The 14792-nt window shown below is 45.1% G+C and carries 12 protein-coding genes and 1 pseudogene; 11 read left to right on the top strand and 2 right to left on the bottom strand.

Annotated features, from left to right (window positions below; genetic code table 11):
- Positions 1-52: 52 nt before the first annotated feature.
- Positions 53-973, top strand: a complete 921-nt coding sequence (locus LKD46_RS03430; RefSeq protein WP_022426066.1) for an SH3 domain-containing protein — start codon at positions 53-55, stop codon at positions 971-973.
- Between the two features lie 65 nt (positions 974-1038).
- On the opposite strand, the gene LKD46_RS03435 is transcribed toward LKD46_RS03430, so the two are convergent.
- On the bottom strand, positions 1039-1575 hold the full coding sequence (locus tag LKD46_RS03435; protein ID WP_110102174.1) for an N-acetylmuramoyl-L-alanine amidase family protein: 537 nt from the start codon (positions 1573-1575) through the stop codon (positions 1039-1041).
- A 112-nt stretch (positions 1576-1687) separates the two neighbouring features.
- Here LKD46_RS03435 and LKD46_RS03440 point away from each other — a divergent pair.
- The 8 genes and pseudogenes from LKD46_RS03440 to LKD46_RS03475 form a co-directional block, all read left to right on the top strand.
- A pseudogene (locus LKD46_RS03440) lies at positions 1688-2338 on the top strand (pseudouridine synthase); the annotation flags it as partial.
- A gap of 85 nt (positions 2339-2423) precedes the next feature.
- Positions 2424-4385, top strand: a complete 1962-nt coding sequence (gene ligA, locus LKD46_RS03445) for an NAD-dependent DNA ligase LigA (protein ID WP_110102176.1) — start codon at positions 2424-2426, stop codon at positions 4383-4385.
- 91 nt (positions 4386-4476) lie between these two features.
- The gene (gene metA, locus LKD46_RS03450) at positions 4477-5409 is read left to right on the top strand and encodes a homoserine O-acetyltransferase MetA (RefSeq protein ID WP_015524726.1); all 933 of its coding nucleotides are present in this window, start codon (positions 4477-4479) and stop codon (positions 5407-5409) included.
- Positions 5410-5735: 326 nt separating this feature from the next.
- On the top strand, positions 5736-6551 hold the full coding sequence (locus LKD46_RS03455; protein ID WP_110102177.1) for a methyltetrahydrofolate cobalamin methyltransferase: 816 nt from the start codon (positions 5736-5738) through the stop codon (positions 6549-6551).
- Between the two features lie 54 nt (positions 6552-6605).
- A complete protein-coding gene (locus LKD46_RS03460) occupies positions 6606-7238 on the top strand; it encodes a corrinoid protein (protein WP_015524728.1) in 633 nt (210 codons plus the stop codon).
- Positions 7239-7329: 91 nt separating this feature from the next.
- A complete protein-coding gene (locus LKD46_RS03465) occupies positions 7330-9030 on the top strand; it encodes an ASKHA domain-containing protein (protein WP_227573805.1) in 1701 nt (566 codons plus the stop codon).
- A gap of 16 nt (positions 9031-9046) precedes the next feature.
- On the top strand, positions 9047-9586 hold the full coding sequence (locus LKD46_RS03470; protein WP_110102179.1) for a DUF2284 domain-containing protein: 540 nt from the start codon (positions 9047-9049) through the stop codon (positions 9584-9586).
- Positions 9587-9601: 15 nt separating this feature from the next.
- Positions 9602-10384 carry an arylamine N-acetyltransferase family protein gene (locus LKD46_RS03475; RefSeq protein WP_021650844.1) on the top strand — a complete coding sequence of 261 codons (783 nt, stop codon included), beginning with the start codon at positions 9602-9604 and terminating at the stop codon, positions 10382-10384.
- Between the two features lie 21 nt (positions 10385-10405).
- On the opposite strand, the gene LKD46_RS03480 is transcribed toward LKD46_RS03475, so the two are convergent.
- Positions 10406-11986, bottom strand: a complete 1581-nt coding sequence (locus tag LKD46_RS03480) for a PucR family transcriptional regulator (RefSeq protein WP_022426480.1) — start codon at positions 11984-11986, stop codon at positions 10406-10408.
- Between the two features lie 261 nt (positions 11987-12247).
- On the opposite strand from LKD46_RS03480, the gene LKD46_RS03485 reads away from it, so the two are divergent.
- Together LKD46_RS03485 and LKD46_RS03490 are read left to right on the top strand one after the other, a co-directional pair.
- A complete protein-coding gene (locus LKD46_RS03485) occupies positions 12248-13648 on the top strand; it encodes an MFS transporter (protein WP_110102181.1) in 1401 nt (466 codons plus the stop codon).
- Positions 13649-13702: 54 nt separating this feature from the next.
- Positions 13703-14734: a uroporphyrinogen decarboxylase family protein gene (locus tag LKD46_RS03490; protein WP_110102183.1), complete on the top strand. Its 1032-nt coding sequence runs from the start codon at positions 13703-13705 to the stop codon at positions 14732-14734.
- The last annotated feature ends 58 nt before the right edge of the window (positions 14735-14792 follow it).

A 14792-nucleotide genomic window follows, 5' to 3' on the forward strand; every position in this document is an offset into this window, starting at 1 on the left:
CGGAACAGTGGGAATTGTTCCGGCGTGTTGTTATGATAAGGAGGACAAGAACTTGGATGATTTCAGAGAATGGTTATCAGATAACCTTCGCTATTTTATGTTAGGCGGAGCCATTCTGGTGATCGTGCTTGTTCTGATCTTTGGCGTCCGCGCCTGTGTTGGAGGTAAGAAGGGGAATTCCAATAAAGATCAGACAACAGCCCAAAGTAACCAGGAAAATGATCCTTCTTCTCCGGCAAATGATGGGGAGACAGACGAGAAGAAAGACGCCAGTTCCGCGGCAGATACGGATGCGGAGACAACCATGGAAAAAGCCAGCACGGAAGTAACCGAGCTGATTCAGAGCTATTATAAAGCTTTTGGGGAAAAAGACATTGCAACACTTAAGACGATTGAGGACGGATTTACGCCGGCTGACGAGTCGCAGATTAATTCAAGGGATTATATTGATGGGTATGAGGTACAGAATGTTTACGCTAAGAAGGGACTGACGGACGATTCGTATGTCGTTTATGTAGTCTTTAATTATATCTGTACTGGAATTGAGACTCCGGTTCCGGCACTGAGCCAGTTTTATGTGGAGACGGGCAGTGACGGCAATCTGAAGATCAAAGGTGGTGCTGATGACGATGCAGATATCAGTGCCTATGTGAAAAAACTGGAATCTGAGAAGGATGTGCAGGAGCTTATCACAAAGGTAAAGACGGACTATGAAGCTGCGCAGGAGAGTGATCCCTCTCTGGCAGAATTCCTTCAGGGCCTTGGTGAAGATGCCAGTGCTTCCGCAGATGCAGGAACAATGCTTACAGTTACAGAGGATTGTAATGTTCGTGCTTCCGCAGATTCAGAGGGTGAGGTTATCGGTGGTTTTTCTGCAGGAACGGAAGTTGAAAAGAAAGGGCAGGAAGGCGACTGGATACAGGTTGATTATGATGGACAGACCGGTTATGTTTATAGTGGTCTGTTAGAATAATAAGGGTTAATAAAATGCAGGTTCCGGAAGAACCTGCATTTTTGTTGCTCTGATATAACGAAAGATCATTTTTTGAGTGAACCGTCTGCTGCCAATGTGTATTTTTTTCCATTTACGGTGATGGTTCCGGTCTGCATGATTCCGTCTTCGTCCAGATAATAACGTTTTTTGCCTAGGGTGATCCAGCCGGTCTGCATGATTCCGTCCTTATTGAAATAATATCGATGACCATCTGTGTCGGTAAGCCATCCGGTATAGGCGGTTCCGTCAACCATAAATTTCCAGTTGGTGCCATCCGGTGTCCAGACTCCGTTTTCTGCCTCTGGCGAAACCTTTTCTGTTTCGGGAATCTCTGTGGGAACAGGAGACGGTGTGGCGGAAGGTGAAGGAGCGCCGGAAGATATCCATGCATCTGTATGGTGATCGCGATCTGAACTTGGTTCAATGGCCGAAATATCGCTGGTATTTATGGAAACTACGGAAGTACTGCTGCTTTCAAAAGGACCGGCCGATGACTGGGTAAAGAGAATACCGCAGATCAGACACAGGAAAACAGCGACAAAGATCAGCAGCCGGTTCATACGTGGAGTATGCTCTGACATGTTTTTCCTCCTGATATTTAAGTATATTTCTGTTTATCATACAATAATGAGAAAGAAAATACAAGAAAAATAACCGGTTGCGAACACGTGGGAAAAAATATATAATAGAACAATGGACGAAAAAATCAGAATCAATAAATATTTAAGCGATATAGGAGTCTGCTCAAGAAGAGAGGCAGACCGACTGACAGAAGCGGGGAGAGTTACTGCTAATGGAGAACTGGTTCCCACAGGAATGAAGATCCTTCCGGATGCGGAGATCTGTATTGACGGAAAGCCTGTAAAAAAACAGGAAAAAAAGATCCTGCTTCTTTTTCATAAACCAAAAGGGATTGTCTGCAGCACCAGACAACAGCGGAATGAGATGACAGTAACAGAATATCTGGATTATCCGGTGCGGATCTATCCCATAGGACGGCTGGATAAAGATTCCGAAGGACTGCTTCTCCTTACCAATGAAGGAGATCTGGTGAACCGTATCATGAAGGCGGGGAACTACCATGAAAAGGAATATCAGGTGACCGTGAATAAACCGGTGACAGAAGAATTTATCCGTGGTATGGGCGGCGGAGTGCCGATCCTTGATACGGTCACACGTCCCTGCAAGGTTACAAAAACAGGGAAAAACAGTTTTCGTATCATCCTTACCCAGGGTCTGAACCGCCAGATCCGTCGTATGTGTGAATATTTCGGATATAAAGTCGTAACACTTAAACGTGTTCGGATCATGAATCTGTATATTGATGGCCTGGAAGAGGGGAAATATCGTGAGATCCGACCGGAAGAACGAAAAGAACTGGAGGAGATGCTTTCCTCCGAAAAATCAGAAAAAAGGACGGGAGGAAGCCATGAACGAATCATCCATAAAAAAAATGAAAGAGCTGGGAGAAAAGCTCCGGGAAGCGTCCAGGGCCTATTATCAGGAAGACAGGGAGATCATGTCCAACGTGGAGTACGACGCCCTGTACGACACTCTGAGCGCACTGGAGAAAGAAACAGGGATCGTTCTGGCAGACAGTCCAACCGTTAATGTAGGATATGAGGCAGTGGAGCAGCTCCCCAAGGAAGAACATGAGAGACCGATGCTGTCTCTGGATAAGACCAAAGAGAGAGAAGCTTTGAGAGAGTTTATCGGGGAACATCCTACACTTTTATCCTGGAAGCTGGATGGCTTAACGATCGTGCTTACCTATGAAAACGGAGAGCTTATAAAGGCAGTTACCAGAGGAAATGGTATTGTGGGAGAGGTTATTACCAATAATGCCAGAGTATTTAAGAACATACCTCTGAAAATTTCTTTTAAAGGGAGACTGGTACTTCGCGGAGAAGCCATCATTACCTATTCGGATTTTGAAAAGATCAACGAAACCATCGGAGATGCAGATGCCAAATACAAAAATCCCAGAAATCTCTGCAGTGGTTCTGTCCGCCAGCTGAATAACGAAATTACAGCGAAGAGAAACGTACGGTTTTATGCTTTTTCTTTAGTGAGTGCGGAAGGCGTGGATTTCCGGAATTCCAGGGAGGTGCAGTTTCGGTGGCTGAATGAACAGGGTTTTGAAGTTGTGGAATATCGAAAAGTCACAGCGGAAACTCTGGATGAAGCGATGGATTACTTTGCGGAAGCAGTTACGACCAATGATTTTCCGTCAGATGGGCTTGTGGCATTGTATGATGATATTGCTTACGGAGAATCTCTGGGAACTACGGCCAAGTTTCCAAGGAACGCCATGGCATTTAAATGGGCCGATGAGATGCGTGATACGAGACTTCTGGAGATTGAGTGGAGCCCGTCCAGGACCGGACTGATCAATCCGGTAGCAATTTTTGAGCCGGTGGAACTGGAAGGAACCACAGTGAGCAGGGCCAGTGTGCATAACATCAGTATAATGAAGGAACTGAAGCTGGGGATCGGAGATACCATTCGTGTATACAAAGCAAATATGATCATTCCTCAGATTGCGGAAAATCTGACCGGAAGCGGTAATGCACCGATCCCGCATACCTGTCCGGCCTGCGGACAGGAAACGGTAGTGAAGAAAGAAAACGATGTGGAATGTCTTTTCTGCGTCAATCCGGGGTGCCCGGCCAAGAAGATCAAATCCTTTGGGCTTTTTACAAGCAGGGATGCCATGAATATCGACGGACTTTCCGAGGCAACACTGGAGAAATTTATTGCCAGGGGATTTATCCATGACTTTGGCGATATTTTTGAGATCAGCCGGTATAAAGATGAGATCGTGGAAATGGAAGGCTTTGGGCAGAAATCCTATGATAATCTTATGGAAAGTCTGGAACGGGCGAAAGAGACTACACTTCCAAGGGTGATCTACAGTCTTGGGATCGCAAATATCGGTTTGGCTAATGCAAAGGTGATCTGCCGTCATTTTGACAATGATCTGGACAGGATACGTCATGCCAGTCTGGAAGAGGTCAGTGATATTGATACCATCGGGCCGGTCATTGCCGGAAATCTGGTAGCTTATTTTAGAGATGAGGATAATAATCGCCGCCTGGATCATCTGATGAGATTTCTTCATATTCAGGAGGACAGTCCCAAACAGGAACAGATCTTTGAAGGAATGAATTTTGTGATCACAGGAAGTCTGGTGCACTTTGGAAATCGAAGTGAGGCCAAAGAGCTGATCGAATCCCTGGGAGGCAAGGTTACCGGTTCAGTTACCAAAAAGACCAATTATCTGATCAATAACGACATCCAGTCCAATTCATCCAAAAACAAAAAGGCAAGAGAACTGGGGATTCCGATCCTTTCAGAAGAAGATTTTCGGAAACTTGCCGGAGTGCAGTAAAGGCCGTACAGACTGGAGATACTTTTTATCTGAAGAAAAAAGCCGAGCGGCTCCTTTATAAGAGACGCTTTATATATAAGGAGGGCAAACAATGCCGATCAAAACACAGGGGGATCTTCCGGTAAAGGAGATCCTGGAGAGAGAAAATATATTTGTAATGGACGAAAAACGTGCCATGCACCAGGATATCCGTCCGATCCATATTCTGATCCTGAATCTGATGCCGCTGAAAGAAGAAACAGAGCTGCAGCTTCTGCGTTCTCTTTCCAATACACCGCTGCAGGTGGATGTGACATTTATGGCTGTGGAGAGCCATGAAGCCAAGAATACATCTCTCAGCCATCTGAACAAGTTTTATGAAACATTCACCGATATAAAGAAACGTAAATTTGATGGAATGATCATCACAGGAGCACCGGTGGAGCAGATGCCTTTTGAGGAAGTGGATTACTGGAATGAGCTGACTGAGATCATGGATTGGACTGAGAAGCATGTGACTTCCACGATCTTTCTCTGTTGGGCAGCGCAGGCCAGTCTTTATCATTTTTATGGCCTGGAGAAAAAACCTCTGGATAAGAAAATGTTCGGACTTTTCCAGCACAGGGTACTGAACCGTAAGATCCCGCTGGTCCGGGGCTTTGATGATGTATTTCTTGCGCCGCATTCCAGACACACAGAAGTTCCTATTGCAGATATCCATGCATGCAAAGACCTTACGGTCCTGGCGGAAAGCGAAGAGGCTGGTCTGTTCCTTGCAATGGCAGAGGGAGGACGTAAAATCTTTGTTATGGGACATCCGGAATACGACCGCGTGACTTTGGATGGCGAATATAAAAGAGACCTTGCCAAGGGTCTGCCTATTGAAATCCCGAAGAACTATTACAAAGATGACGATCCAAACAACAAACCACTCCTCACCTGGAGGGCCCATGCCAACAACCTGTATACGAACTGGTTGAATTATTACGTATACCAGAGTACTCCGTATGACCTGTACGGGACACCGGATTTCAGGGAAATTTAAGGAATATGAAATAAGTGTTAGCATAAGCTCATAAATCGTAGACAAGGCTATGATTTATGGGCTTATTTTAGATTGCTGCTTACGAAGGTCTTTCCTAAAAAACATTCCTACAAAATGTAGGAATAAATGCAATGTTTATGGTATGAAATGCGGCTGGTTTTTTGCATTTATTTTGATACAATCATTATATAAAAGACATGGAACTGAAATAAGAATTCCTGGTTACTGTTTATTGGTAATATTCTGCGAAGCGTGTTACTGAGAATGGAATGAACAGTAACAATTCTTGATGCAGGCCAGAATATGTTAACGGGAGGATAAATAATATGATAATCATAGGTGAAAAAATCAATGGATCCATCCCCTCTGTGGCGGAGGCGATCTCAAACAGAGATGCAGAATTCATCAAGCAGCGGGCACTTGCTCAGGCAAACTCAGGAGCAAGCTATATCGATTGTTGCGCGTCTGTTCCGGAAGCAGAAGAAGTAGAAACCTTGAAATGGATGATCGACTGTATTCAGGAAGTGACAGATCTTCCGATTTCCGTAGACAGTCCCAGCGCAGATGTTCTTACAGAAGCTTACAAATTCTGCAGAAAACCGGGTATATTTAACTCTGTATCCGGTGAAGGGGATAAGATCGATAAGATTTTTCCTCTCATGGCACAGCCTGAAAACAAAGGGTGGCAGGTTATCGCACTTTTAAGCGATGATACAGGTATCCCCAAAAGTGCGGAAGACAGGCTGAAGGTATTTGACAAGATCATGGCAAAAGCGAAAGAGTACGGAATTTCACCGGATCGTATCCATATTGATCCATTGGTTGAGATGCTCTGTACATCTGAAGATGGTATTGCGATGAATGTGGAAGTAATTTCAAGTGTCCGTAAACAGTATCCGATGATCCACATTACAGCGGCGATCAGTAACATTTCCTTCAATCTGCCGGTACGTAAGCTTATCAATTTCGGATTTGTGGTACTTGCAATGAATGCCGGCCTTGACAGTGCGATCATGGATCCTACAAACAGAGATATGCTTGGACTTGTATATGCAACAGAGGCATTGCTTGGTCTGGATGATTACTGTATGGAATACATCGGAGCATACAGAGAAGGTCTGATCGGACCTGTAAAAAAATAAATAAAACGCATATGCGGAATGCGGATAGAAAATAAAAAGCGGAGGTGTTTGATTATGTCAAAAATCACAGAAGTAGCAGAATTGGTAGAAAAAGGAAAAGCAAAACTTGTAGGTGCAGCTGTACAGTCAGCTCTTGATGAAGGCTGTGAGGCAACAGAGATTCTTAACAGCATGATCGATGCAATGGCTGTTGTAGGTGAAAGATTTAAGAACGGAGAAATCTTTGTTCCGGAAATGCTGGTAGCAGCCCGTGCAATGAAAAAGGGTGTTGAGGTTCTGAAACCACATCTTGCATCCGGCGCTACAGGAAGTATGGGAAAACTTATCATCGCTACTGTAGCAGGAGATCTTCATGATATCGGAAAGAATCTTGTTGCAATGATGATCGAAAGTGCCGGCTTTGAAGTTATTGATCTCGGTGTTGATGTACCTGCATCGAAGGTTATTGAATGTTACAAAGAAAATCCGGATGTTAAGGTAATTGCACTTTCAGCGCTGCTCACAACTACAATGCCGGCTCTGAAGGATACAGTTGCAGCACTTAATGCGGAAGATTTCAGAAGCAATGTTAAGATCATGGTTGGAGGAGCACCGATCACGAAGGAGTTTGCAGATGAGATCGGCGCAGATGGATATTCAGAAGATGCAGCAAGCGCAGCAGTTCTTGCAAAAGCTTTGGCAGCATAAGGGAAAATAAAATAGGCCGCTCTGTATTGTCTGTGCATGGCATAGACGGCAGAGCGGCTTTTGCTTTACAGTGACCATCGGAGGGATAAAAATGTACCGAATAAAATTTATTAGGGAGGAAAAGGAGATCCTGGTGGAACCGGGTACCAGGATCCTTGAGGCGGAAAGAAAAGCAAAGCTGGTTCCTGATGCACCTTGCGGAGGCCGGGGAAAGTGCGGGAAATGTCGTGTTAAAATAGAAGATCACATGGTGCTTGCATGTCAGACGGAAATCCACAGTGACCTTGAAGTAGATACATTGTCCGGATGTCAGGAAGAGGAGATCCTTACAGAAGGAATGCAGAGACCGGTTGCGTTCAGGCCTGATCTGAAACAGAAAAAAGTGATTCTTAAGAAACCGGAGACAGGAGACAACCGCTCTGAATGGGAGCGGCTGACAGAACAGCTGGATGTGGAAAAACCTGTTCTGCCTGATACTGAAATTGCATCGAAGCTTTATGGCTGCAGAAAAGAAGCAGAAGAATGGTATGTGATCTGTGCAGGAAATAAGATCCTGGATATCAGCAGAGAAGAGAAAAAAATCTGTTTTGCGGCTTTTGATATAGGTACAACGACGGTGGTCGGCTATCTTATGGATGCATTGACCGGGAAGCAGCTGGCTCTCAAGAGTAGAATGAACCCACAGACTCAGTATGGAGCAGATGTGATCATGCGGGCGGATCATGCTCTGGAGCATGGCGTAGAGCAGCTGACCGGCTGCATACGGAATGCGGTTGATGAAATGCTCCAGGAACTGGCAGAGGAAGCAGGAAGAAGCACATTAGATATCTGTCAGGTATCTGTGGTAGGAAATACCTGCATGCATCATCTTTTTCTTGGGATTTCTCCGGCATCGCTGGTCCATGCACCGTATAATCCGGCGATCAGTCAGGGGCTTACACTGAATGCAGAGCAATATGGGCTCCATATCCACAGAAAGGGGCAGCTGCTTATGCTGCCTGATATAGCCGGGTATGTAGGGGCAGATACCTGTGGCTGCATTTTGACGCTCAGACAGGATCAGCAGAACGAGATCAGCCTTATGATCGATATTGGAACGAACGGGGAGATGGTCCTTGGAAATAAAACGAGATTAGCCTGTTGTTCAACAGCTGCCGGTCCGGCATTTGAAGGTGCAAAGATCGAGTGCGGGATGCGTGGAGGAGCAGGAGCAGTAGATCATGTAGTATACAAAAATGGAAAATGGGAATACACGACTATAGGAAATAAGGCTCCGGCAGGCTTATGCGGTTCAGGTCTGATCGATCTTGTGGCACAGCTGTACCTGGCTGGCTTTATTGATGAAAGTGGTCATCTGGAAAGCGGCCAGGAAAAGGCGGGAGTGTTTGTGCTGGTACCTCCGGAAAAGTCGGGAAATGACAGGGGCGTTTATCTGACACAGAAGGATATCGGAGAGGTACAGCTGGCAAAAGCGGCTATCGCAGCGGGAATCTTTCTTCTTATGAAAAGACTGGAGATCACAGAAAAGGATATTAAACGGGTCTATCTTGCCGGTGCATTCGGCAATTACATGAATCCGGAAAGTGCGGCAGCGATCGGGATGTTCCCGGCCGGACTGCTGCCCAGGATACAGCCGGTGGGAAATGCGGCAGGCGAAGGTGCAAGGATCGCGCTTCTGAATGAAGAGGAAAGAAAAGAAATGGATCGGACTGTCAAAAATATGGATTTTGTGGAGCTGGCAGCTTCGCCGGAGTTCCAGGACTGTTTTGTGGATGGCTTATGCTTTCCGTAATGCGAGGAGAATGGATATGCTTAATATAAAAGAACTGGAAGAGATGGGAAAAAAGGCAGGATTTTCTTATGTAGCACTTCTGAAGAGCGATTCGATCCAGCTTATGCCGGAGGTAAGGGAAATGTGCAAAAATAATACCTGCCATATGTATGCAAAACGCTGGAGCTGTCCTCCCGGATGCGGAGATCTTGAAGTATGCAGAAAAAAGATAGAAAAGTACAGGGAAGGCATTATTGTCCAGACAGTGGGGAAACTGGAGGATCCTTTGGACGGAGAGACGATGATGGAGACCGAAGCGGTTCATAAACAGAATTTTTATGAATTTGAAAAAATGCTCAGAGAAAGATGGCCGGGCATGCTCCCCATAGGGGCCGGGTGCTGTACAAAATGTAAAACGTGTACATATCCGGATGCTCCATGCCGTTTCCCCGAACAGGCATTTTCTTCGATGGAAGCCTATGGAATGCTGGTAACACAGGTATGCCAGGCAAATGGTCTGGAATACTATTATGGTCCCTGTACGATCGCCTATACCAGCTGTTATCTTCTTGAATAGAACAGGAGTGAAAAAATGAATGACAGAGAACGGGAGGCATATCTGAACAGGATCGGATATGAGGGTGAATTAAGAACAGATAAAAAATGTCTGGAAAAGATAATGGACCTTCATCTTTGCAGTATTCCCTTTGAAAATCTGGAAGTTTTTGACGAGGGAAGGATTCCTTCTCTGAGGTCGGAAGATATTTATGAGAAGATCATTGTCAGAAAACGAGGCGGATATTGCTTTGAGCTGAATAAATTGTTTTATGAGCTTCTGAAAGCTTTGGATTTCCGTGTGATCCCTGTGGCGGTAAGGATATTGTGGAACCGGGAAGAGCTTCCGCCGGTCCTGCACCGGGCAACCCTTGTTATTTTTGAGGAAGGAAGCTATTACTGTGATGTAGGATACGGAGGTCCCGGACCCAAGAAGCCGGTTCTTATGAAGGATGGTATCCACAGAGAAAAAAACGGATGGTACCGTGTTAACATGAAGCCGGGAAATACAAACGGAGAGATACTTGTTGAACGAAGGAAAGAAGAAAAATATCTGCCAATACTCAGATTTTCACAGACTCCTACAGTAGAAGCAGATTTTGAACTGCTGAATTTCTATTGTGCAAAATCTCCAGATGTATTAATTACCAGAAAAAGAGTGGTGAGCATCTGCAGACCGGAAGGAAGTGTTGCGCTGACCGGGGATGTTCTTACAATCCAGAAGGAAGATGGATCCATTGAAACGAAAATAAGCGATTCGGAAGAAACCATCAGGCTATGGATGGAACATTATTTCGGATTGGAGTTTTTACAGATATAAGCAGAAAAAAGGACCAGGTTGTCAGGTGACAGTCTGGTCCTTTTCCTGCAGAAGAAAGCAGAGCTGCAGAAGAAGCCGGTCTTTCGGATTATCCAGATCAACCTTTGTGAGTTTCTGGATGCGCTCCAGACGGTAGGTCAGGGAACTTCTATGTATAAAAAGCTCACGGGCTGTCTGAAGAGAATTGCGTTCATGCTCCAGATAGACCTTGAGTGTGTGATACAGCTCAGTATTGTTTTTTCGGTCATAATTCTGCAGTGCATCCAGCCGTGAAGAGACCAGAAGCTCGGGACTGATCTGATGGCTGATCTGGGAAAGCATATATTCCAGAAGATAAGCATCAAAATGATAGCACCAGGCCATGCTCTGACTTTTTTTGCCCAGGCGCAAGGCGGAAACAGCCTGAATATATCCCTGAGGGATCAGGAGAAAATCACGAAATTCAGAGCTTACTCCCATTTTAAAAAGCCCTTCGCGCAGGATGATCGCAAGTGAACTGATAACATCGGAAGATACAGAGTGCTTAAAGGACAGATTAACGATCACAACGATTCCCTGCTGATAGGTAAAAGCCAGACCTTCCGGGATCTGGGCTTCAATGTGTCCCAGTGTGGCGATGGAAGAGTGCATACGGTCATCCTGCTGCTGGGTTTCCAGACGAAGTACAAGATACCGGTCATGGCGATTCCAGTTCAGATACTGGATCTGATCGGTAACTGCCTGTAGTTCTGTGAGCTTTCCGGAAAGATACTCCGTGAAGAACTGCCGGGAGTCATTTCCCATTGAGATTTGGAACAGATTGTGCCGACGGATGCATAGCTCGATAAAGGAGCCAAGATACTCAAGAGCAGAAAAATGTCCGGGCTGTATCTCCGTCTGGAGCTCATCTACACAAAGCCTGCCCTGATAATTGCCGCTGACCCAGAGATTCATGTAGAGGATACGGTAACCGCGGAGCTCTTCGGAATAAATATTGGCGCCGTGGGTGATAAGTGTGCGCTGGTATTCGGCATCAAGCTTGAAATCCTGAATCAGGCTTAAAGGTGCGATGAGTCTACCTGTACGCTGGTCATGGACCCATTCGGACATACCGGTTACGTGCCGGGGAGAAGAAAGGATATAAAAGTTGGTGTCGTGGGCAAAAACCGGATTATGAAATATATCCAGACTGGCTTCCAGCATCTCATTCAGCGGATCGATACTTCCAAGTGCAAGCTGGAGTTTACTGTCCCAGTCAGAATATCTGTCAAAGGTCTGCTGTATTTGGTTGAAGACCTCAGAAAAAGAAAGGGTTCCCTTAATGTGAAGGATCCTGCAGCTTTCGGAAAAGCAGGAAAGATCACCGGAGCCCACCACTACAAATGCGATGTTCTGGTATCGCAGGAAGCTTTCGGAAAGAGAATTGCCGAAGACAAGATAAAGGTAGCATGGCTTTAGCAGGGCTCCTGCCTGATATATGCGAAGACCATCCAGCGTCAGGGGGTCTTCACGGCAGAGGATGGAAACATCCTCTTTTTTCTCCGCAAAATCGTCAGCAATGATCTGGAGATTAAGATGGAAGCCTGTATGCGGGCTATTCACGAAATGCTCTCTTTTGTTCAAAATATTTCCTCCAATTCATAAAAGCCTTGTATTTATAGGAAATTATAACATATTAGACGGAAAATAAAAAGAAAACAGAGAGGGAATTATTTGTGCATATTTACAATAATAACTGTACAAAAAGTATGAAGCATTGGAGAAAGAATGAAGAAGTGTGCGGATTTACGAACAAGAAAAAAACAACTATACTGTAATCATCAAAGGTAACGTGAAGTTGTGGAAATGGCCGGCCCCACAAAAAACAGCGAAGGGGGAAAGAAAATGAGTAAAAATGAAATACCGAAACAAGATCCGAAACAGAAAAAGGGTCTTACAAATGCCCTGAAATATTTCTTTGGTGTTGGTGATGCCGGATTTGTTCTTATGAGTAATATCGAGACATTTTACTTTATGACATTTCTGACGGATCTGGCAGGCTTTGCAGCTGGTGTAGCTGGTGTGATCAATTCCGTATTTACCATTGTTGATGCATGTCTGTCCTGGCTTTACGGAGGAATCATCAATGGCACAAAAGCAAAGAAATGGGGGCGTTATCGTTCCTGGCTGATCATGGTTCCGTGGATGGTGCCGTTTCTGTACGCATTCATGTTCATACGTGTCAGTGATAATGAATGGCTTTCGGCAGTGGTGATCATTGCCGCATCCATCGCATCTCATGTGGCATGGAATTTCAGCTATGTTGCCAACGCAACCCTGATCAGTGTTGTTGGTAAAACACCGGAAGACAAAGCAACGCTTGCATCCTCCAGGGCAACCTGGAATAACATAGGCGGTCTGTTGTTTTCCTATATGGGTCTTCCATTTGCAACACTTCTTGCCGGATATGTCGGTGAGAAAAATAAATTTGCAGCAGCAGCTTTCTGCCTGGGTATTCTGATGGTCGTAACCTATTTTGCCCATTTCAAGATGACGGAAGGCTATGAAGAGATTGAAACGGAAACAGCAGGAAAGAAAAATGACAAAACAAAGATCACGATCAGAGAGATGTTTGCTTCCCTGTTTCAGAATCCACCTCTTATGGTCCTGATGCTGGCAGACCTTGCAAAATGGTGTGTGAAATTTGTAACAGCAGCATCTGCTATTTACTATTTCAGGGATGCAATGGGAAATCCGGGACTGATGACCACTTATCTTCTCTGTGTTGCTATCGGTGCCATCATCGGAGCTTTTTCCATGAGATACATTGCAAAAGCAATATCGTCCCGTACAACTATGATCATTGCTTATGCAGGAATGGCAGTATCACTGTTCCTTGTATATATTTTCTATGGAAATGCAATGACAGTGATCGCCCTTATGACACTTGCCCAGTTCTTCTATGGTATGGCTTTTGCAGCTTCACCTGCACTTTATGCGGACACTGTAGTGTATGCAACATGGAAGAGCGGAAAAGATGCATCCGGATGGATCATGGGATTACAGAATCTTCCGCTGAAGATTGCCGTATTCTTAAGAGGAACGATCCTCAGCGCCTGTCTTGTGGCGGTAGGCTGGAAATCTGGAGTTGTTCTTGAGGGGACGGCTCGTCAGGGAATGACGATTTCCTTTGCACTTGTTCCGGCTATTTTCTGTCTGGCAGGTCTTCTACTTCTGGTGTTTGGATTTAAGATCACAAAGGAAAAGGTTCTTCAGTATCAGGCTGAGATTGACGCAAGATCATAAAGATAAGTGATCGGGTATTTTGAAAGATCACAGGATAATAAAGGAGGAAGCATTATGTTGAAAGCATCGGAGATTTTACTTGAAACGATAAAAAAGGACGGCAGGCCAGAACGACTTCTGAGACAGTATGAGGGTGCGACCTTTTACCCGCCGAACCCGGCAAATAATTATGTGCGTGGAAACCGTCACCGTGGTATGGAGCCTATGAAGGATCTTTTCGGAACTGAGATCCTCTGGCCCCAGGAACAGCTGGCTGCAATGCCACATGTAACAGAGGACAACAAGGTCATTGATGATATCACAGAATGGAAAGAGCAGCTGGTGATTCCGGATATTGTCGGTCAGTGCTCGGATCCGGCTTTATGGGAACCATTTAAACAGAAGGCACAGGAGATAAAGGATTCAGGAAGCCTTTTCATGGCATTTATGCCTACAGGTGTTTTTGAGAGGCTTCACTTCCTGATGGGATTTGAGGATATGCTGGTGAACTTCCTTCTTGAGCCGGAGGATATGATGGATCTCTGCAATGCCATTGGGGAGTACCGTTTCCAGCTTACAAAGCTGATCGTTGATAATCTCCACCCGGATATCATCCTTTCCCATGATGACTGGGGTTCCAAGCAGTCCCTGTTCATCAGTCCGGACACATGGAGAGAATTTATCAAACCACAGTATGAAAGATCCTATAAATATATGAAAGACCATGGAGTGATCATCATGCATCACGCAGATTCCTTCATGGAACCGATCATAGAGGATATGGTTGATCTTGGGATTGACATCTGGCAGGGAACACTTCCGCAGAATGATATTCCGAAGCTCCAGAAACAGCTGAACGGAAGAATGACACTTATGGGCGGAATCGATGCTTCGATCGTAGACCGTGTGGATTCCACAGAAGAAGAGATCCGTAAGGAGGTCAGAAGAGCATGTGAGGAGTATGCACCACATGGACATTTCATTCCATGTATTACCTATGGAGGTCCCGGTTGTCTGTTCCCTCATGTAGATTCAATTATTGATGACGAGATTGAAAAATATAATAAGGAGCATTCCTGTAATTCATTAAAAGCGCCAATTGAATAAAAAAGAACCTCAAGGTATGATTGAGTTGCATCTTGGCGGATGTAAACAAAACAATCAA

Origin of the sequence: Blautia fusiformis (assembly GCF_020686995.1) — a bacterium.
In the GTDB taxonomy this organism is placed as follows: domain Bacteria; phylum Bacillota; class Clostridia; order Lachnospirales; family Lachnospiraceae; genus Blautia_A; species Blautia_A fusiformis.